The sequence below is a fragment of the Moraxella marmotae genome (assembly GCF_042219885.1).
GTDB lineage: Bacteria > Pseudomonadota > Gammaproteobacteria > Pseudomonadales > Moraxellaceae > Moraxella > Moraxella marmotae.
On sequence record NZ_JBHJHR010000002.1, the window covers coordinates 1725682 to 1746605 of the forward strand.

Annotated in this window: 20 protein-coding genes; 10 read left to right on the top strand and 10 right to left on the bottom strand. The window is 46.1% G+C overall.

Annotation, left to right across the window (positions count from 1 at the left end; translation table 11 throughout):
* Nucleotides 1–25 precede the first annotated feature (25 nt).
* The 7 genes from tadA to pyrF all read left to right on the top strand — a co-directional run bounded on the left by tadA (nt 26) and on the right by pyrF (nt 5666).
* The gene (gene tadA / locus ACFBZI_RS07955) at nt 26–583 is read left to right on the top strand and encodes a tRNA adenosine(34) deaminase TadA (protein WP_375715796.1); all 558 of its coding nucleotides are present in this window, start codon (nt 26–28) and stop codon (nt 581–583) included.
* A gap of 109 nt (nt 584–692) precedes the next feature.
* Complete coding sequence (gene cmk, locus ACFBZI_RS07960) at nt 693–1382, top strand: (d)CMP kinase (RefSeq protein ID WP_375715797.1); 690 nt, start codon at nt 693–695, stop codon at nt 1380–1382.
* Nucleotides 1379–1852 (top strand): GNAT family N-acetyltransferase, encoded by a 474-nt coding sequence (locus ACFBZI_RS07965; protein WP_375715798.1) that lies wholly within the window; start codon nt 1379–1381, stop codon nt 1850–1852. The genes cmk and ACFBZI_RS07965 overlap by 4 nt, the downstream gene beginning before the upstream one ends.
* 155 nt (nt 1853–2007) lie before the next feature.
* Nucleotides 2008–3687 carry a 30S ribosomal protein S1 gene (gene rpsA / locus ACFBZI_RS07970; RefSeq protein WP_375716338.1) on the top strand — a complete coding sequence of 560 codons (1680 nt, stop codon included), beginning with the start codon at nt 2008–2010 and terminating at the stop codon, nt 3685–3687.
* Nucleotides 3688–3953: 266 nt separating this feature from the next.
* Nucleotides 3954–4253, top strand: a complete 300-nt coding sequence (locus ACFBZI_RS07975) for an HU family DNA-binding protein (protein WP_375715799.1) — start codon at nt 3954–3956, stop codon at nt 4251–4253.
* A 134-nt stretch (nt 4254–4387) separates the two neighbouring features.
* The gene (locus tag ACFBZI_RS07980; RefSeq protein WP_375715800.1) at nt 4388–4822 is read left to right on the top strand and encodes a lipopolysaccharide assembly protein LapA domain-containing protein; all 435 of its coding nucleotides are present in this window, start codon (nt 4388–4390) and stop codon (nt 4820–4822) included.
* Nucleotides 4823–4952: 130 nt separating this feature from the next.
* On the top strand, nt 4953–5666 hold the full coding sequence (gene pyrF / locus ACFBZI_RS07985; protein WP_375715801.1) for an orotidine-5'-phosphate decarboxylase: 714 nt from the start codon (nt 4953–4955) through the stop codon (nt 5664–5666).
* Between the two features lie 92 nt (nt 5667–5758).
* Here the strand turns inward: pyrF and queC are convergent, their stop codons facing one another.
* The gene (queC, locus tag ACFBZI_RS07990; protein WP_375715802.1) at nt 5759–6472 is read right to left on the bottom strand and encodes a 7-cyano-7-deazaguanine synthase QueC; all 714 of its coding nucleotides are present in this window, start codon (nt 6470–6472) and stop codon (nt 5759–5761) included.
* Nucleotides 6473–6713: 241 nt separating this feature from the next.
* Between queC and ACFBZI_RS07995 the strand changes: the two genes are divergently transcribed.
* Nucleotides 6714–7361, top strand: a complete 648-nt coding sequence (locus ACFBZI_RS07995) for a MarC family protein (RefSeq protein WP_375715803.1) — start codon at nt 6714–6716, stop codon at nt 7359–7361.
* A gap of 214 nt (nt 7362–7575) precedes the next feature.
* On the opposite strand, the gene mnmC is transcribed toward ACFBZI_RS07995, so the two are convergent.
* The 6 genes from mnmC to dnaQ all read right to left on the bottom strand — a co-directional run bounded on the left by mnmC (nt 7576) and on the right by dnaQ (nt 14651).
* On the bottom strand, nt 7576–9582 hold the full coding sequence (mnmC, locus tag ACFBZI_RS08000) for a bifunctional tRNA (5-methylaminomethyl-2-thiouridine)(34)-methyltransferase MnmC2/FAD-dependent 5-carboxymethylaminomethyl-2-thiouridine(34) oxidoreductase MnmC1 (RefSeq protein WP_375715804.1): 2007 nt from the start codon (nt 9580–9582) through the stop codon (nt 7576–7578).
* 109 nt (nt 9583–9691) lie between these two features.
* The gene (locus tag ACFBZI_RS08005) at nt 9692–9991 is read right to left on the bottom strand and encodes a YciI family protein (RefSeq protein WP_375715805.1); all 300 of its coding nucleotides are present in this window, start codon (nt 9989–9991) and stop codon (nt 9692–9694) included.
* 122 nt (nt 9992–10113) lie between these two features.
* Nucleotides 10114–11409, bottom strand: coding sequence for a DUF2868 domain-containing protein (locus ACFBZI_RS08010; protein WP_375715806.1), 1296 nt, complete (start codon nt 11407–11409; stop codon nt 10114–10116).
* 51 nt (nt 11410–11460) lie between these two features.
* Nucleotides 11461–12300 carry an RnfABCDGE type electron transport complex subunit B gene (locus tag ACFBZI_RS08015; protein WP_375715807.1) on the bottom strand — a complete coding sequence of 280 codons (840 nt, stop codon included), beginning with the start codon at nt 12298–12300 and terminating at the stop codon, nt 11461–11463.
* 62 nt (nt 12301–12362) lie between these two features.
* Nucleotides 12363–13241, bottom strand: a complete 879-nt coding sequence (nudC, locus tag ACFBZI_RS08020; RefSeq protein WP_375715808.1) for an NAD(+) diphosphatase — start codon at nt 13239–13241, stop codon at nt 12363–12365.
* A gap of 21 nt (nt 13242–13262) precedes the next feature.
* Nucleotides 13263–14651, bottom strand: coding sequence for a DNA polymerase III subunit epsilon (gene dnaQ, locus ACFBZI_RS08025; protein WP_375715809.1), 1389 nt, complete (start codon nt 14649–14651; stop codon nt 13263–13265).
* A 252-nt stretch (nt 14652–14903) separates the two neighbouring features.
* Here dnaQ and ACFBZI_RS08030 point away from each other — a divergent pair, with 252 nt between their 5' ends.
* Together ACFBZI_RS08030 and ACFBZI_RS08035 are read left to right on the top strand one after the other, a co-directional pair.
* Nucleotides 14904–15599: a class I SAM-dependent methyltransferase gene (locus ACFBZI_RS08030; RefSeq protein WP_375715810.1), complete on the top strand. Its 696-nt coding sequence runs from the start codon at nt 14904–14906 to the stop codon at nt 15597–15599.
* Entirely contained in the window at nt 15589–16815 is a 1227-nt protein-coding gene (locus ACFBZI_RS08035) for a TIGR03862 family flavoprotein (protein ID WP_375715811.1), read from the top strand. The genes ACFBZI_RS08030 and ACFBZI_RS08035 overlap by 11 nt, the downstream gene beginning before the upstream one ends.
* A gap of 91 nt (nt 16816–16906) precedes the next feature.
* Here the strand turns inward: ACFBZI_RS08035 and ACFBZI_RS08040 are convergent, their stop codons facing one another.
* The 3 genes from ACFBZI_RS08040 to ACFBZI_RS08050 form a co-directional block, all read right to left on the bottom strand.
* A complete protein-coding gene (locus tag ACFBZI_RS08040) occupies nt 16907–18271 on the bottom strand; it encodes an ABC1 kinase family protein (RefSeq protein WP_375715812.1) in 1365 nt (454 codons plus the stop codon).
* Nucleotides 18272–18598: 327 nt separating this feature from the next.
* The gene (gene purD, locus ACFBZI_RS08045) at nt 18599–19870 is read right to left on the bottom strand and encodes a phosphoribosylamine--glycine ligase (RefSeq protein ID WP_375715813.1); all 1272 of its coding nucleotides are present in this window, start codon (nt 19868–19870) and stop codon (nt 18599–18601) included.
* A gap of 112 nt (nt 19871–19982) precedes the next feature.
* On the bottom strand, nt 19983–20651 hold the full coding sequence (locus ACFBZI_RS08050) for a fumarylacetoacetate hydrolase family protein (protein ID WP_375715814.1): 669 nt from the start codon (nt 20649–20651) through the stop codon (nt 19983–19985).
* Nucleotides 20652–20924 lie beyond the last annotated feature (273 nt).

Genomic DNA, 20924 nt, shown 5'->3' on the forward strand with positions numbered 1-20924 from the left:
AATTCAAAACTTTTGCCCATCAAGTATGCAACCGCCAAGCGTGCAGCTATCAAGAATGCAACCACTGATGGATTTTACCCAGCTAAAATTTTGGTCAGTCAAAGATGCACAAATGATGGCTCATGCACTGGATTTGGCAAAGCAAGGTATGGCGTGCGGTGAAGTGCCAGTCGGTGCGGTGCTGGTCTGTGATGGTCAAATCATTGGCGAAGGCTATAATCAGCCGATCAGCTGCCACGACGCCACAGCTCATGCCGAGATTGTCGCCATCAAAGACGCTTGTCGCCGACTACAAAACTATCGCTTGCCTGCTGGCACGACCTTGTATGTCAGCTTAGAGCCTTGCACTATGTGCTTTGGGGCGATGATTCATGCCAGAGTGGGGCGAGTGGTCTATGCAACGAGCGAACCCAAAGCAGGTGTGGTTGGCAGTCAGTTGAATTTGCAGGCAATGCCGTTTTATAACCATTTTGTTGCGGTGGAACATGGCTTATACCAAAAAAACGCCGCCGATATGCTCAGTGATTTTTTTCGCCAAAGACGGCAGCAGAAAAAGGCACAAAAGCAGATTGCCAAAGCATGATGCTATTAAGCATACTATGACTAGACATAATATGATTAATAAAAATGCTATTTTTAAGAAAATTATTTCATGATTGATTAATTAACATTGTCAATGAATTGGATATGTTATGACAAAACAACCGATAATCATCACCATCGATGGGCCATCAGGTGCAGGCAAAGGTACGGTGGCGTACCGCTTGGCACAGACTTTGGGTTTTGAGCTTTTGGACAGTGGGGCATTATACCGCATTGTGGGGCTGCTTGCTCATAAGCAAGGCTTACTGGTTGATAATATTGATGAAGACAAATTGGCGGATTTGACTGGTTCGCTAAAGCTGTCTTTTCGCCCAAATACTGACACTTGTAGCGTCGATATTCTTATCGACAATCAGCCATTAATAGACGACATTCGCAACGAAATTGTTGGCGGATACGCATCAAAAGTCGCTGTTTTTCCCAAAGTTCGTGCCGCTCTTTTGGATTTGCAACGCAATCTTGCCAATGGCAAAAAGGGACTGGTGGCGGACGGACGAGACATGGGAACGGTGATTTTTCCTAATGCTGATGTTAAGGTATTTTTAACAGCCAGTGCCAAAGCTCGTGCCAACAGACGAGTGCGACAGCTGCAAATGGCAGGCAAAGTGGCGGATTATCAGAGCATTTTGGCGGACATTGTCGCTCGTGATGAGCGTGATGAAAACCGTGCCGTCGCCCCCAGCCGCCCTGCGTCAGATGCTTTGGTTTTGGACAGTTCGGATAAATCGGCGGACGCTGTGTTTGATGAGATTTTTGCATTTATGCAGAATAAGTTATGATTACGCTTACGCTTAACCCATTAACCGCCAAGCATTATGATGATTTATCTTATGCGTTGAGTGATGAGCAACAGCAGTTTACTGTCTTGCCGAGCGTGTGGTTTGATGATGACAATTTGCACGCCCATAAGGTCGCTATCTTAGACAATGGCAAAGCGGTGGGGTTTTTTGTGTTGGATTTTGGGCAGGATAAATACCGCTACACTGATGATGCTCATGCCGTTTTACTTCGCTCAATGTCCATCAATCCTGCTTTTCAGGGCAAAGGCTATGCCAAAAATGCGTTAAATCTAAATCACTTACAGCAATTTTGCCAAACGTACATTCCGTTTTGTCATCAGATTGTGCTTGGGGTTAATCACGCCAATTGGCCCGCCCAAAGGCTTTATGAAAAGCTGGGCTTTGTCAAACAAGCACGAACCGTCATGGGACAAAAGGGCGAGCAGTGGGTCTATGTGTTAAATTTATAAAATAAATCCTATCTATTTTATAAATTTTGTGCTATCATAACACCGCTTTATTTTTTTATTTGCCGATCATTTGCCCAAAACCAGTATTGCAATGACTGGCAATCACTTGAACCACACTGTGCTGGACAGGCTGTGGCTAATTTTTTAAGGTAAACATAATGGTATCATTTGCTGAACTGTTTGAAGCAAGCCAATCAGAACAAGGTCTTAACATTGAGCGTGGCTCAGTAATTTCAGGTACTGTCGTTGCGATTGACAGCGATTGGATTACAGTTGATACAGGTCTAAAATCTGAAGGCATCGTTGCTCGTGAAGAGTTCCTAAACGAAGCTGGTGAGCTTGAAGTAGCAGTAGGCGACAGCATCGACGTTGTTGTTGAAGCTGTGGACAACGGTATGGGTCAAACTGTACTTTCACGCGAAAAAGCGAAGCGTGAAGAAAGCTGGCGTGCCCTTGAGCAATTGCACGAAAATGACGAAATCGTTAAAGGTGTAATCTCATCTAAAGTTAAAGGCGGTTTCACTGTTGAAATCGGCTCAGTGCGTGCATTCCTTCCGGGTTCTTTGGTTGATGTTCGTCCAGTGCGTGAGACAACTCACCTAGAAGGCAAAGAGCTTGAATTTAAAGTCATCAAAATTGACAAACAACGCAACAATATCGTTGTATCACGCCGTGCCGTTATGGAAGCTGAAAACTCAGCAGAGCGTGATGAATTGCTTGCCAAACTAGAAGAAGGTATGGAAGTAGAAGGTATCGTTAAGAACCTAACTGACTACGGTGCATTCGTTGATTTGGGCGGCATCGATGGTCTTCTACACATCACTGACATGGCTTGGAAGCGTATCAAGCACCCATCAGAAGCGGTGGAAGTTGGCCAAGATCTAAAAGTTAAAGTATTGAAGTTTGACCGTGAGCGTAACCGTGTTAGCCTAGGTCTAAAACAGCTTGGTGCTGATCCATGGACTGAAGTTGAACAAACTTACCCAGTGGGTACAATCACCAAAGCTCGTGTAACCAACCTAACTGATTACGGCTGCTTTGCAGAAATTGCTGAAGGCATCGAAGGTTTGGTACATGTTTCTGAAATGGACCACACCAACAAAAACATTCACCCATCAAAAGTTGTTCAAGTGGGCGACGAAGTGAATGTTATGGTTCTAGAGATTGATGGCGAGCGTCGTCGTATCAGCCTAGGTATCAAACAAACCATGCCAAACCCATGGGCTGAGTTTGACAAAAACCACGAAAAAGGTCAAAAAATTAGCGGTACTATCAAGTCAATCACTGACTTTGGTCTGTTCATCGGCCTAGAAGGTGGTATTGATGGCTTGGTACACTTGTCTGACATCTCTTGGACTGAGTCTGGCGAAGAAGCAATCCGCAACTACTCAAAAGGTGATACCGTTGAAGCTGTGGTATTGTCTGTTGACGCAGAAGCCAACCGTATCAGCCTAGGTATCAAGCAGCTAAATTCTGATCCATTTAACGAATACCTAATCGCTAACGACCGTGGTGCTATCGTTAAAGGTACAGTAAAAGAAGTTGATGCTAAAGGTGCAGTTATCACTTTGGCTGACGAAGTTGAAGGCTACTTGCGTGCTTCTGACATTGCTCGTGAGCGTACTGAAGACGCATCAAAAGTGCTAAGCGTTGGCGATGAAGTTGAAGCGAAAATTGTTAGCACCGATCGCAAATCTCGCAACATCGGTCTATCAATCAAAGCCAAAGACGAAGCCGATGAGCGTCAAGCCATCAAAGAGCTTTCAAACGCTGCGGCAGTTGAAGCACAGCCTAAGACATTGGGTGACATTTTTGGTGATCAACTAAAAGGCTAATTTTGGCTGATTGAAGTTGTGATCTTCAAATGACAAAGGGGCGGCAAGTTTTTCTTGCTGTCCTTTTTATTTGTCAAATGATTTACTAAAATTGGCGGTATAATGCAGATTGATGAAATATACAAAACACTAAATCCGACCAAAAGATTCATGATATCAATTTTAACAAAAAATACATTTTCTTTTTGGTTGATTTCGGTTATCATTTAAGTTTGAAATAAAAACAAATCCAAATTTGGCAATTGGTTAAATTTTGAGTGGATAATATGCAAATGGTATTAAATAAATCTGATTTGATTACCAATTTGGCATCAAGATGCGATAATATTGATGAGTACATTGTAACCGAGTCGGTACGCCTGATTGTCGCTATGATGGTTGATGAATTGGTACACGATGGACGCATTGAAGTGCGTGGATTTGGCAGCTTTTGCCTGCACCATCGAGATGCACGCTTGGCACGCAACCCCCGCACGGGCGAAAAAGTATCCGTCAAAGCCAAAGCCGTACCATATTTTAAACCGGGCAAAGCACTGCGAGAGTCTGTCAATGTCATCGCTGATTAATCGGTTGATTGACGATAAACCAAATTTTAAGAGCGATTTTGTAAGAGCAATCTGTTTAAGAATGATTTTTTTTGGTCAGATTGCTGCTAATGGTTGGCAAAAGCCACTTTACAGAGTTTTATAAAGAGTTTTTTATGCATATTATTCTTATTATTTTATTGATTTTGGCGTTTGCGTATTCTTGGACGCTGGTTTGGCTAAATAACCAAGCCATTTCCGTTAATTTGCTATTTTCTAATGTTGCCAACATGAGCTTGGGCTTGGTATTGGTGGCGACCATCTTTTTGGGCATTTTGATTGGCATTTTGTTGGCATTATTGCTGTTTCGTGTTTTGCAAAACAAATGGGAAATCAGCCGCCTGAAAAAAGAAGTCGCTCATGTGCAATCACAGCTGGCAGATGCCAATATCAAGCTGGCACAACAAGCCGATGACATTCGCCGAGCCGAATTGGCACAGCAAACATCACTGGCAGCAACCCAAGGCACGCTAAACACTGCTCAAACAACGGCGGATAATGACAACGCATACAATCCAGCCAGTTCAAGCAATCCAAACAACCCAGCATAAGCCAGTAACATCAATCGGTCAGCCATTTTGCAAATTGAATGGCAATTGAATTTATGCTATGATGATTTGGCTTTGTAAAAAAAACCGTTAAATCAACGGTTTTTTTATGACCAAATGAATAAAATAAGGAATGATTATGGCGAGCAAATCACCAATTATTGTGGCGGTTGACAAGCATCATTTGAACGATGCATTGACATTGGCGGACAGTTTGGATCCAAATTTATGCCGCCTAAAGGTGGGCAAAGAGCTGTTTACCGTCTGTGGCACTCAAGTGGTCAAAGAATTTCATCAGCGTGGCTTTGATGTGTTTTTGGATCTAAAATTCCATGACATTCCCAATACGACTGCCCAAGCGGTGCTGTCGGCGGCGGATATGGGCGTTTGGATGACCAATATCCATGCCAGCGTTGGCAGTGATGCGATGCGTCTTTGCAAAACTCGCCTAAGCGATGGCGGCTATCAGACGCTATTGATTGCGGTAACGGTGCTGACTTCGATGACCGATGCCAATTTGGCGGAGCTTGGCATCACTCGCACGGCAAGTGAACAAGTGCTACACTTAGCGGGGTTGACACACCAAGCAGGACTTGATGGCGTGGTGTGTTCGGCACAAGAAGCTACCATCTTAAAACAAAAATTTGGTGAAGCATTTAAGCTGGTTACGCCTGGCATTCGCTTGGCAGACGATGCTAAAGATGACCAAATGCGAATTTGCACGCCAGCACAAGCCCTGCAAAATGGCTCGGATTATTTGGTGATTGGCCGCTCGATTACTAATGCGGATAATCCCAATGACAAATTACGCCTGATTTTGTCGCAAATTGGCATGGCAAGCAGCTGAATAATTTGGTTGGTAAGTTGCTAAATTTGTCAAAATCCCTGTGTCAAAGCAGGGATTTTGTTAATTTAAAAATATCAATAGCAACTTAATAATCAATCCAGCGACTGATAGCGTGTCGGATCGGCAACGCCTGCATCAATAAAACCCTGTTTTCGCAAGTGGCAACTGTCGCAAGTGCCACAAGCTCGCCCATCGGCATCGGCTTGGTAGCATGAGACGGTTTGCGAATAATCCACGCCAAGCGATAAGCCCAGTTTGAGCGTCTCAGCTTTGGACAGGTTTTGTAGTGGAGCGATGATGGATAATTTATGCCCTTGTCTGCCAGCGACAGTGGCAAGATTTGCCATGTTTTCAAAGGCGGTGATGTAATCGGCTCGACAATCTGGATAGCCTGAATAATCCACCGAGCTGACACCGATGATAATCGCTGATGCGTCGGTTACTTCGGCGACCGCTAGGGCATAGGATAAAAAGATGGTGTTGCGTGCTGGCACATAGGTGACGGGTGCGACCTGCTGGCTGTCATCATAGACCACCGAAGCGTCATAATCAGGCACGCTAATTGCCGTGTCCGTCAGAGCAGAGCCGCCCAATTTACCAATATCAATGTCAATGATATGATGGCTAACACCAAGCGATTGGCTGATTTTTTGGGCGGTGATAAGCTCGCTAGAATGCCGCTGCCCATAGCGAAAACTGACAGCGGTTACTTTGGCAAATTGCGACTTCGCCCAGTACAGGCAAGTGGTCGAATCCAGACCGCCTGAGAACAGCACGACGGCGTTTTGTTGTTGATAATTTGACATAAGAAAAACCCATAATTTTGGCAAGCACAATACCGCAATTTTTTGGCGATTTCAACTGTTTTTGGTGTTTTTGTACCAAATTTTGGGCAATCAGATGCACAAATTGCTAAAGCTGGCAAATTTGCAAAATTTTTCAAAGATTTGGTCAAAGCATGATAAAATAATTGGCAAAATGACTGCCATTATCAGATGTCAAGTATTAAATATCAAATAATTATCGTAATTATCGCATGGGAAAATCATGGAAGTAGAAATTATTAAAATTATTCTTGCCTTTGTGGTGCTGATCAATCCATCGGCAGCGTTGGCGATGTTTGTCAATATGACCAACGGTTACAGCCTGCAAGACAAACGCCGCATTGCTCGCATTGCTTGTGCAACGGTTTTTGTGACCATTGCTTTTTTTGCCTTATGTGGCGAAGCGTTGTTACATGGCTTGGGGATTTCGTTGGGGTCGTTTCGTGTGGCAGGTGGGATTCTGCTGTTTTTGATTGCTTTGGGCATGATGAATGACGGCAATAATCCTGCCAAACCAAATCCCAGCGAAGACGAAATGTCTCCTGCCAAACCAAAAGACCCAAGCTCGCTGACGGGCATGGCGGTTGTGCCACTTGCCATTCCGATGATGATTGGGCCGGGCGGCATTTCTACGGTGATTATTTATTCATCACAAGTCAGCGGTGCGATGCAGATGCTGTTTATCATCATCGCTGGACTGTGCATTAGTGTGTTTTGCTATCTGTCATTGATGGCGGCGGGTAGCATCAGTAAATTGCTTGGTGCGACAGGGCTAAATGTCATCAACCGCATTATGGGGATTATTTTGGCGGCGTTGGCGATTGAGATTGTGGTGGCAGGGCTGCGAACCATTTCACCAAACATACTTTAGGTTTATGTTGAGCGATACTGATTTTATCCAAATTACCGTTGAAATTTTGTAAAGTTAATGCAATGACAAATAACTGACAAAGCAATGACGATTGCAGTGATTATTAGTGCAATCATCATTGCAATGATTGCAAAATTCTAAACGCATCACCATTTGCCGTATTGTGGCGGTGAAATTATCATGTATTACTTAAAATTATCAGTGGTAAATCTTATCAATCAACATTGTCGCTGATGGGCGTTTGTAATCGCTTGCGAGCGGGTGATAATTTGTCCAATAATGCCGCCGTGATGGGCAAAATACCGCCATCAAGCAAATCCGCCAAAATCTCACCGCACAAAGGGGCAAAGCTAAAACCCTTTGAACCCATGCCATACAAGCAATAGCTGTGTTGGCGGTTGGCAATTTTGCCGACCAGTGGGTGATAATCTGGCGTCTGGGCTCGCACGCCTGCACGCCCAATCAGCTGGCTGTTTTGAGTAATGCCCAGTTTTTGGCAATATTGGGGCAGGGCTTGGCGAAGTTTTTGATAATTAAACTGATGTTCGTCATTGTGTACCGCTGTGTCGGTGCAATTTCTGACAAAACTGGCACCAAACAGCAGCGATGGTTTTTCGCTGATGGGGTCAAAAAATTGACTGCAATAACCATCGTATTTGATGGCTCGCCACTGCTGATGGGCTGACGATTCATCATCGCTAATGGCAGTCCAAGACACTTGCCCACGGATTTTACGGCAGTTAAATAAACCATCGTCCAGCTGATGGCTCATAAAGCCAGCACAGATAACCACACGATCAAAGTCAAACTGCTCACGGTTGCCAGTATCGTCAAAGGCTGTTAGGCGAACATTTTGTTCATGCTCATCAATCTGCTCAATGCTTAACCGCTGATGGCAAATCCGCTGGCAGCATTCAATGGATTTGGCGATATTGGCAGGGTATAAAATGCCGCCCATCGGCACATGAGCGACAATGTTGGCAGATTTTAGGTCGTCTGCCAAAGCGTCCTGCTTAAGACTTACCAAATCAAACTCATCAATCAAATCATCAGGATAATCGCTTATCATGGTGCGGTGTTTATCGGCGGTTTTTTGGCTGGGCAATAACAAATCAATCACGCCAGTATTGTCCATCACGGTATAAGTTTGGTTCAGTGCTTTATAATGACGATGTGCGTACAAAAAACTGACAGTCGGCAAATGATTGCAGGCTTGCTCAAGCAGTGTCAATTTGGGCGAAAATAACGCACAAGGATTGCCCGAAGCTGCCGACATGATGGGCTTGGCATCAAAAATACTGACATCATGACCACGGCGAGCCAGTGCTTGGGCAAGGCTAACGCCACTGATACCGCCGCCGATGATGGCGATGCGTTTGTGAGTGATGGCGGCTTGTTTGGGGAAATTGGGCTGGTTTGGCGTGTCGGCAGATTGTAGCATTTCACGCTTTTTGCCAAAGCCTTTGGATTTGACGACATCAAAGCCAGCCGCCAATAAGCCACGGCGGACAAAGCCTGCAGCGGTAAAAGTGGCGATACTGCTTTGGTCGTGCGAGAGTTTTGCCATCGTGTCAAACAGTGCTTGACTCCACATATCGCTATTTTTGGCAGGGGCAAAGCCGTCCAAAAACCACGCATCGACTCGCAAGCTGCCTGCAGTTTGGGTTTGGATTAATTGAGCAAAACTGTCCAAAGCATCGCCAAGCCACAAATCCAGCGTAATCGCATCGCCAATATGCAGCCGATGGCAGCCAGTCAGTGGCAGCGGATAGGCATCAAGCAGGGCATCAATCCAAGGCACAAGGCTGGCATCTTGTCGCCAAGCCGATAACGCCTGAGCCAAATCTTGGCGACTTAGGGGAAATTTTTCGGTGCTGATAAAGTGCAGCTTGGCGGATTTTGGGGCGGTGTTTTGCCATAATTGACAAGTCGCCAAAAAATTTAGCCCTGTACCAAAACCAGTCTCAGCAATCACAAATCGTGTCTGCTGGGGCGGATTTTGGGGCAAATTATCTTGCAACTGGGCAAATCGCTTGGGCAGCTGATTGCCATGCAAAAACACATGATAAGTCTCCGCCAAGCCGCCTGCGTGCGAAAAATACACATCATCAAACTGCACGGAAGTTGGCACGGTATGCCCATCGGTGTCGGTTTTCCAGCACAGATTGGCGGTGCTTAGTGCGGACTGGTTGCCAATATCGGCGTGGTTGGTATGAGTCATGGCTTGGCGTTTGTTTATTGGTATGTGAATGCACGGCTTTTGATTATTTGTTAATTTGCCAAGTCGTCAATTGGTTTAACAATTTAGCAATTTACCAATGCAGTATTGGCTACTTTTTGGCTGGCAGTGCTTGGATAAATGGCTTGACATCAACATGGCTGTACACGCCTGCACTGATATAAGGGTCTTGGCTTGCCCACGCTTTGGCGGCTTGAATGTCGGCAAATTCTGCTACCACCAGACTGCCGCTCATTGCAGGTTCACCGTGTGTGATGGGCGTTGGTCCTGCGATGACAAGGCGGTTTTGGGCGAGCAGTTCGTTTAATCGCTCAAGGTGAGCTGGGCGAGCGGCGGCACGCTTGTCGGTGCTGTCGGCGACATCGTGTCCGATGATGGCAAATAATGGCATGATATTTTCCTTAAACTAAAACCATAATGAAAATTATGTTTAAAATTGAAATTAATTAAAATGAACTTAAATTTAATTAAATTCATTAAACTCACATCAAAATCAATCATTCAACGCAACAATTATAGCACATCTTGGGCGTCTTGGCGTGTGATGATGGCAATTTGCCGCTCGTGCAGTGCCTGTTGCCATGCCGTCAGATGTGTGCTGTCATCGCCTGTTAAGATTACTACCAAACCAAACTGATGGCTGGCAAGCCGCTCAATTTTACGGACAATGCCACGATCAGGGGCGGTATCGGTATTGATAATTAAGCAAATTTGTGCCGATGACTGATGGGCTTTTTGTAAAAAGTCATCAATTTGTGCCTTGGTGTCAATCACGCCAATCGCTGCATTGGGCAAATAGGGCTTTTCTAGGGCGATGGCAAGGCGTGCCGTGCTGGGCATGGGCGTGCGGACAATGGTCGGTATCGGTGCTTGATAATCGTCTGGATCGATGATTCTTTTCCCAAAATAATTTAGCAAATCTGCATAATAAGGCTCACGAGTATCAATGCCGGTCATAGGTCTTGTTTGCCAGCGGCTGTACAGATACGCCAGCAAGCGGGGCAATATGCCATAGCCAATCAGGCTAAAAATGGCAAGCCATGCAAATTGGGCGGAGCTGCTATGTGCCATGGTTGGTAAAGTCAATCCCAATTTGGCAGGCAAATAACCAATGATGGCAAGCCAAGCATAAAAGTGCTGGTCGGATAACAGCGTGGATTCCCAGCGAAAATCATAGCTTTTGAACAAAAACAGCCCAAACAGCCCAAATACGCTGCCTACCAAAGCAGCAAGCCAGACGCCGTGCATGATGCTGGCGATTTGCCAGCGTCTGCTGGTTGCTTGGTTTTGGGCTAAGATGGCAAGCACCGCTTTTTGGAGTGTAGCGTCCGTTTGCCATTTACCAAACAGGGAATTTTGTAAGATATATTTATCAATCAGATTATCCATGATGGATATTTTATTGGGCAATATCAAGCCAATCAGCCACCACATGAGCGAAATCGTATGCCAGCCAAGCAAAGTTGCCAGCAGATAAAAGAAATTGATGCTTTGGCTGCCAAGTAGCCCTGTGGTGCTGATAATCGCCAACAAAAAATACAGCAAATACAATGCCTTAACTGCCATACCAATCGCCTGCTTGGTGTGTTGTAGGCTTGCCATGATACGGCCATCACTGTCCAACTTCTGGGCGTACAAAAACAGCTTATCATAAGCACTGGCACGCTCGGTCGCCACCGCCGCCAAGGCCGTTTTGGCATCTTGGGCGAAGGGGTAATTTTGTTGGGCAAGTCGCCGAATGATTTGTAGATGCTGATAATCGGCTGGCGAGTGCTTATTTTGGGCGGTGTGGGAAGATTTGTCCGTCATGGCGTATCCTTTATGGCTATCCTTGAGCGTGCTGATGGCATTTGGTGGCAATCATTCCAATTGGGCAAGTTCTTGTTGCAATTTGCTCAACTGCTCACGCAATTTGGCATCGTCTTTGACAGCAAGTTGCTTGGTTAATTTTTTAATTTGACTGCGTAATTTGGCAGCGGCGATGGTATTTTTGGCGGTTTGTTGGTCGATATTTGGGCTTTGGGCGGTGTTTAGGGCATTGACCATGGCCGATTCGATGGTGCTGACCACAGGTTTACTGCCGCTTTCGATGGTTTTGGCGATGCGGTGCAGATGCTGATGATAGCGATGACGCAGGTGGTTTTGTTCGGCGGTGCGTGCCGATTCGTCTAGCGTGCGAGCGTGCGCAACCAGTTCGATGCAGTCCACAGGACAAGGGGCGATACACAGCTCACACCCTGTACATAAATCGCTGACAATGCTGTGCATGTGCTTGGCAGTGCCGATGATGGCATCAACAGGGCAGGCAGGAATGCACTTGGTGCAGCCGATACAGTCAGCTTCACGAATCACGGCACGCACTTCGGTGGGGCGATTGGTGGTAGGGTCAAGCGGATGCTTGCTGGGCGTGGCTGTTTGTCCGTCACGGCCAGTGATGGCGGCGATGGCGTCTGTGGTTGCTTGCCCACCGGGGACACACAGATTGATGGCTTCGCCTTGGGTAACGATGCCATGGGCATAGGGCAGACAGCCGTCATGATGTCCGCACAGTCCGCATTGCGTCTGTGGCAAAATCGCATCAATGGCGGCGATGGTCGCTTGGCTGGCATCATCAAGTTTGTCCAAATTCAGCTTGGTAAATAATACTGGCAAATTGGTCAATCTGGATTGTGGTGGGTTTGGTTTATCAAAGGTAATCATGGCGTATAAGCTGTGTTTGTGTGTTGCATGTTTGTATTGTCAGTTGTGCGTTTGTGCGTGTTTTATGCGTTGGGCGTATTGTGCTTATCATTAAAATGGTGAATCACATGGCAAATCAAAGCATGGGCAATGGTGCCAGTGCGTGGAATTTTTGGCAAATTGTCAAAATCAAAAAACTGGGCATCAACCAGCTCATCAGGACAAATGGCAATCGTACCGCTGGCATAATCGGCAACAAAACCTGCCATCAAATTGCTTGGATACGGCCAAGACTGACTGCCAAAATAGCGTGGCGAATCGATGCACAAGCCGACTTCTTCGAGTACTTCTCGGTGGGCAGCCATTTCCAGTGTTTCGCCAGATTCGACAAAGCCAGCAATCAAACCATAAACCCCTTGAACCTTATGCCTTTGATGTTGGGCCAATAAAATCTGTGGCTTGCCAGTTGTGGTATCGGTGTGTGTGATGGCAACGATAACGCAGGGCTGCACTCGTGGGTAGGCATGATGATGGCATTTTGGGCAAACTTTGGCGTGTTCGCCGTGTGCGTGTGGCACAGCCTTCGTGCCGCAGCGACTGCAAAAACGGTGATCGTTTTGCCATCTGACTAAGGTGATGGCACGAGTGATGGCGGCAAGTGTTGGCATATCGGCAGTGTCCAAAAACTGCGTAAAGCTGATTTTGCGTAAATGCCGCTGATCTTTGGTGTCATAGCCGTCGCCATAAGCGGCAATCAGCCCAAGTTTGATGGCGTCTTTGATGTCCATGGCATGACTGACAGGCAAATTGGCGGTCTGTAAAATCGGCTTGCCGTGATGTGTCTCAACAAAACCCAGATAAATTGCACAGCGTGGCGTGTGGTCAAGCGTCAGCACCAAAGGCGTGCCATTTGCCAGACAAATAATCCCATCACCATCAACCAGCCAGCTTGTGATCATCATGCTTATCCCAATTTATCCCAGTTATCCTTTTAGCACACGCTGTCGCCATGCAGCATCGGCATCGCTATCGGCATTTGAGATTTGTAGTAGGCTGGCTAACTGCGACAAATTGGCAAAGCCTGTGCCTTGCGACAGCTGTTCATGCCCCAGTCCTTGATCGTCATCGATTGCCATGGTGATTTGTCCGCCAGTCATTGCCAAATACACTTCGGCCAAAATTTCAGAGTCCAGTAAAGCACCGTGGAAAGTACGGTCTTTTTTGCCGACATCAAGCCGTTTGACCAAAGCGTCCAAGCTGTTTTTTTGCCCTGGGTACATTTGCTTTGCCATCGCCAGTGTGTCGGTAACTTGCACTCGCTGACTAAAATCATGCAAGCCAACACGGTCAAATTCCATCGTCAAAAATCGCATATCAAAGTTGGCATTGTGAGCGATGATTTCACTATCCACCATAAATTCATAAATCAATTTGGCAACTTCGGCAAATTTTGGCTTATCAGACACAAAGTCATTGCTAATACCGTGAACGGCAATAACTTCATCGTCCATTTGCTTTTCAGGGTTGATATACACATGCAAAATGTTGCCAGTAAATTTACGCCCAACCAGCTCCACAATGCCCACTTCCACGATGCGGTCGCCATTTTGGTCGTTAAAACCTGTGGTCTCCGTATCCATAATCAGCTGCCGCTCAGATGTGCCACGATTGACAGGGGCGGGCAATATCGCCCAAAAATCTGGATTAATGCGACTGGTATCACCATCATAATTGGGATTTTGCACGGTGTTGTATTCGCCGATTTTGGGGGCGGATACTGGGGCGATTTGTTCGCCATTTTGACCGCCATGTTGTCCATCATGGTTTTGAGCATTGTCGGTGTGATGGATTGGCTCATAATGCTCATGATAATCGCCACTGGCTTGATTGGCTTGAAAAACTTGATTTGAAATCAGCTCATCGCCTTGCCCATCAACGCCCAGATTTGCCAGTTTGTCTGCCATTTCGTTACCTTCATGTCCTGCGTGGCCTTTGACCCATTGCCAATCGATTTGGCGGTTTTGACAAAGATTGTCCAGCGTCTGCCACAGTTCTTGGTTTAGCACAGGTTTGCCGTCCGCTTTTCGCCAGCCCCGAGCCTTCCAGCCATCGATCCATTTGGTGATGCCGTCTTTGACATAACCAGAATCCGTCCACAGCTGCAGTGGCGTATCGCTTGGCGTGCTTTGTAAGGCGACGATTGCCGCCATCAGCTCCATGCGATTGTTGGTGGTGTCCGCTTCGCCGCCCCACAGGTTACGCACATCACGATTGGCAAATTGCAAATGCACGCCCCAGCCGCCTGCCGATGCGCCTTGTTTGCCATTGCCTTTGCAGGCACCGTCTGTGTATGCGATGATTGGGTGGGTCATAATTTTGCTCTAAACCTTGCTCAATGTGCCTAATAAACAAAAAAATTAAGCATTTAATGATAAATTTAAGGACAAACAAATTAATTTGTCCAAACCGCCTATTATAAAGCATTGATGGCATTTGTGCGAATTTTTTGGTATGGATAAAAGTCGGCTGTGTTATTGTGGTATAATAAGCCTTTGATGATTTATCACAAATTACCAATCACAAGCCACAAATCAGATATAACCAATACAACCAACAAAACCACGATGAATAAGCCAAGTTTTAAACAAGATTTTAGCCATCAATTTGCCCGAGTGTTTGACACGCAGCATTTTCACGCCCCCAAAAATTTTTCGCCAAAAGATGCCGCCGCCATTGCTCAGGCAGTAGCAACCAATACGCCGCTGTATTTAGAAATTGGTGCTGGCAAAGGCAAACATGCGATGCTATTTGCTAAGGCAAATCCAGACAAGCATCTGATTGCCGCTGAGCGAACAGCAGAAAAATTTGCCGCTTTTGCTAAGCTGGCGACTGGCTTGGACTTGCCAAATCTGACCCATATCCATGCCGATGCCATTGCCTTTGCCGTGCATCATCTGCCGCCTGCATCGCTTGATGGCGTGTTTTTGTTATACCCCAATCCAGAGCCGCACAACAAAAACCAACGCTGGCTAAATATGCCGTTTTTTGAGTTTTTATTATCACGGCTCAAGGCAGGGGCAAGCATTGTATTGGCGAGTAATATCACAAGTTATATTGATGAAGCGTGTGAGCTGTTGCAGACGGTTTGGTATTTGCCTTATCAAAAATCGGTGATTGACCCCCAGTCGGCACGCACGCATTTTGAAATCAAATATCTGGCTCGTGGCGAGCTTTGCCAAGAACTTGTCATCACCAAGCCTGATAATTATCGCACGCATTTTGATGCCACGCCTGCCAAATGGGGTGCTGATGAAGTCTAACAAACCCAAAATTGCCATCATCGGTGCTGGGGCGGCAGGCTTGATGGCGGCAGAAGTGCTGTCGGCTTATCCTGTGGCCGTGCAAGTGTTTGAACAAAAACCCACCGCTGCACGCAAGATACTGATGGCAGGCAAAACAGGGCTGAACATCTCACACAGCGAAGATAAGGCGGTCTTTGTCAAGCGTTATATGCCCAGCGATTGGCTGGCGGCATTCGTGCAGGATTTTGGAGCGGACGAGATTGTCGCATGGATGAATGGGCTTGGCATTGACAGCTATGTCGGCTCAACAGGGCGGATTTTTCCTGTGCAGATGAAAGCATCAAAACTGGTGCGTGCTTGGCTGCAGCGATTACAAAGCCGTGAAGTACAGTTTTATTATCGGCATCGCTGCACGGCAATGAATGAGCGGTCGCTTTGTTTTGAACAACTAAACAATCAAAATCAAGTGATTGACCAGTTTGATGAGTCATTTGATGCGGTGATTTTGGCATGTGGCGGTGGCTCTTATCCGTCATTGGGTAGTGATGGTGCATGGCAGGCGTGGCTGCCTGATGAGCTATTGACACCGCTGTATGCCAGTAATGTTGGCGTGTTGGTGGGCTGGTCGCCTTATATGGCGGCGATTTTTGGGCAGCCGCTCAAGCGTGTCAAAATCACCGTTGGCGATACCAGCGAGCAGGGCGATGTGATTATCAGCCATTATGGGTTAGAAAGCGGACTGATTTATAAGCTCAACGCCGCCATGCGACAAGCAAGCGATACCGATGGCTTTGGTCTGCAGATGGATTTATTGCCTGACAAATCTGCCGATGAGATTGGTCGTATATTAAGTAAATCTAAAAAACAATCGCTCAATACTTCGCTCAAAAAAGCAGGTCTGGACGCCGCAAAAATCGCCATCTTGCGAGAATGCACACCAAAATCCGACTGGCAAAATCCCCAAACAATGGCCAAGCATATCAAATCGCTAGCCGTTCACTGCACAGGATTTCGCCCAATGGCCGAAGCCATCAGCACAGGTGGTGGCATCAAACGCACGGCGGTTGATGTATCATTACAACTTCGCCATCAAGCAGGGGTATTTTGTGCTGGCGAAATGCTCGATTGGGACGCTCCCACAGGTGGTTATTTGCTCACAGGCTGTTTTGCCACAGGAAAAGCGGCAGCGATGGGCGTACTGGCATTTTTAAATTTGTCAGATGGATTGTATTGATTTATTAGCAATTATCTGTATTTTATCAATTGATTTATCAGCTAATATTAATTATATTAATCAATAAATCAACACAAAAAAACACAAGCAATCAAACAAAATCCGCCATTAATGCGTCAGCGTCAGTGCGTGCGTCTAAGGCAACCAATAACGCATAAGCACCGATGAATTTGCGGCTAATGAACATCATTTCTTTTGGTGGTAGGCTAAATTCCAGCGACTGCATGCCGTTTTTGGCGGTGTCCATCACTCGAGCGTATAGGTTGCTTGTCGCCCAAAGATACAAGCCTGCATCGTCCAAATGGGGTGAGTTGCTATGATGAGCAGCACGCAACGCCGATGCCTGTGCAAACGGCTCACACGCCATCAAAAACACATCTGCCATGTCTGATTTTGGCTTGCCAGTCAATTTATCAAAAAAATCATAACCTGTCATCGCCGCCATCATCGCCCCCTTGTCTTGGTGATAGCCAGCATGAATCAGACCCTTGGCGATACTAAGCAAATGATTATCAAACTGCTTAATCGCCCCAAAATCTAATAAGATTAGCTTATCAATGCCATCTTCATAACGCACCAAATAATTGCCAAAATTTGGGTCAGTCTGCATCTCTCCCCATTCAAAAAGCTCACGAATCACCACTTCGATGGCAGCTTGCCCTAGGGCGTTTTTGCGTGCTTGGGGTAGGGCGGACAGGCTTGGGTCGTTGAGCGATACACCAGCTTCAAAACTCATACAAATCAGCCGCTTAGTGCTATAATTGTCATAAATCGTTGGGACAATGTAGCGATGATCGGCCGCCAAATAACTGGCAAAACGCTTGGTGGTATTCGCTTCAAGCTGATAATCCACTTCACGATGCAGCAGCTCACCAATCTCTTCAAACCACGCATCTAATGCCTTAGTCTGTGGCACGGCGTTGGTTATTTTTAATAAATGCTTAAAAATAGACAAGTCAGAATCGATAGAATCGGCAACACCGGGATACTGCACTTTTAGCACGACAGCACGGCCTGTGTATTTGTGGATTGCCTTATGCACTTGGGCAAGGCTTGCCGTGCCAATTGGCGTGCGTTCAATCTCAAAATCAGCAATCCGCTCACCAAGCTCGGCTTTTAGCGTTTCATAAATCACATGCCACGACAGCGGTGCGGTGCTGGCGTCCAGTGTATGCAGGGCGTTTAGCACTTGTTTTGGCAAAAAATGCTCACCGTACAATGCCAGCATTTGCCCAACTTTGACAACCGAACCTTTGAGCTTGCCCAACTCGCTCACCAAATAATCGGCCTGCTCTTGTAGTAGCGTGTGCTTGGCGACTGCTCGCTCTTCTTTACTGAGTAAAAGTCCGCTCATGCTGGATTTTGCCCAGTTTTTGCCGATATTGAGTGAAGTTTTGGCGATGGATAAACGCCGTGATAGGGGCGTGGTTTTGAGTTTGGTCAGTGGCTGATTCATTGGCGGCTAAAAGTTTACAAGTTTTTGAAGTTTTGGGGTTTGGGATAAAAATTTGTGCATAGTATAGCAAAATTTGCCAGTTTTGACAGTTGTGAAATTGTGAATAATTCGGATAAAATTTAGACGAGAAAAGCCAGTACGGTTAATGGATATAATTTATAAATATGATTTATAAACACAGTTTATATCATAATTAAATATAATATTAAAATACACTTTCCAACCAATTCAAACCAAAACTCAAATTTTATTTAATAAAAAAAATGGGCAAATGATAAAATTCACCCATTTTAGCTTATTGATTAAGTATATTTAATAAATAAATCATCAGCGGTTAATCGCACGCCAGCCAATATCACGGCGGTATTGCATGCCATCGAAGTGGATTTGGGCAATTGCCGCCAATGCGTCTTGTTGGGCGGTGGCGATGTCTTGTGCCAATGTCGTAACACACAGCACACGACCACCATCGGTTACGATGTCTTCACCAGATTTTTTGGTACCAGCGTGGAATACTTTGAGTGTGTTGGTGTCGCCGCCCAAGCCTGCGATGATGTCGCCTTTTGAGCTGCTCTCTGGATAGCCACGGCTTGCCAGTACCACGCCTAGGGCGACTTTGTCAGACCATTTGGCTTGGCTTGGTAAATTGCCAGACAGACCTGCTTCGATCAGCTCAACCAATGAGCTTTCTAGTCGCATCATAATCGGCTGAGTTTCAGGATCACCAAAGCGGCAATTAAACTCAATCACATACGGATCGTTATGCTCATCAATCATCAAGCCTGCGTACAAAAAGCCCGTGTATGGCGTGCCGTTGGCTTTCATCGCCTTGACCACAGGGGCAATCACTCGCTCGATGACTTTTTGATGGACTTCGTCAGTGACCACAGGTGCAGGCGAGTACGCTCCCATGCCGCCAGTGTTAGCCCCTGTATCGCCTTCAAAAATTCGCTTATGATCTTGGCTGGTTGCCATTGGCAAAATGTTATCGCCATCAATCATGCAGATAAAAGACGCTTCTTCGCCTACCAAAAATTGCTCAATCACCACACGGCTGCCTGCTTCGCCAAATTTATTGCCAGACAGCATATCATCAATGGCATCAAAGGCTTCTTGTTCGCTCATCGCCACAATCACCCCTTTGCCAGCAGCCAAGCCGTCTGCCTTGATGACAATTGGCGCACCGTGTTCACGCACATAGTTTTTGGCAGGGTCAATTTCGCTAAACACTTCATAAAAAGCGGTGGGGATATTGTGCTGTTTCATAAAGGCTTTGGCAAAGGCTTTTGAACCTTCTAGCTGTGAGCAATACTGCGTTGGCCCCCAAATGGCAATGCCAGCAGCACGCAAATCATCAACCACACCAGCGACTAAAGGTGCTTCAGGGCCAACCACCACAAAGCTGATTTGATGGCTTTGGCAAAACTCAATCAATGACGCATGATTGCCAATATCCAAATCCACATTTTGTAACTTTGGCTCAATGTCTGTGCCAGCGTTGCCACGAGCGACATAGACCGTAGCGACACGCTCATCTTTGGCACACGCCCACGCCAAGGCGTGTTCACGGCCGCCTGTGCCTAATACTAAAATATTCATAGCCATTCCAAACGGTTGTTAAAATTGCACTTATTGTAACAAAATTTTGACAATTCGCCAATGTGATTTCAAATTGCCATTTTATTTAATTAAAATTAATAGTATTTATAAATTAATCCACAGATAAAGTATAAGCATCTTTATCAATGGCAGCAATCAGCACATCGCCACGCTCCAGCCGACCCACGCCTTTTGGTGTGCCAGTGTAGATAATATCGCCTTGTCTGAGTCCAAATTTATCATGCAAATAACGCAGCTGATAGCCGACATCAAACAGCATCTTATCGGTGCTGTCATTTTGGCGGATTTGACCATTAACCGTCAGCGACAACTGGCAAACGCTCGGCACGCCAGCACACAAAACCGACAGCCAAGCGGCATCACGAAAACCCTTGGCAAGCGTCCAAGGCAGCCCTTTGGCTTTTAAGTCAGTCTGCACATCACGAGCGGTCAAATCCAGCCCAACGCCATAGCCTGCGATACATTCAAGCGTTGGCGTGGCATCATCGGCGACATCACGGCCGATATAGACGACCAGCTCCACTTCGTGATGCACATCGTCTGAAAACTTCGGCAGGTGCAGTCTGTCGGCGGTGGTCAGTGCCGTGGTGGGTTTCATAAATACCACAGGTTCGCCTGTTGGTGTGTTGCCAAGTTCGCTGATATGTTCGGCATAACTGCGTCCGATGCAGTAGATATTATTGACCGTGGCGGTGCTGCCGTCTTTAAAGGTGATTTGTTTCATCAAAAAATCCTGCATAAAATCTGGTGTGGTTGTCAATCTCAATCGCCAAAAGTGCAAATTCTGGTGCAAATCTTAAGTATAAACTTTAAGTGCAAATTTTAAGTCTAAGTCGCAAATTTTGGCGATTCGTTTGTGCGTTTTTGCATTTCTGCGTTTGTGGGTGTGTGCGTTTGTAAATTGTTATGCCAAATCGCTGCGTCAAACTCAAATCAAACCAAAACAACCAAGTTGATGGGGCATAAAATTGGCACAACACGACACAGACCCATGACACAGGATAATATAGCACAGACCCATTGTGATTGCAGT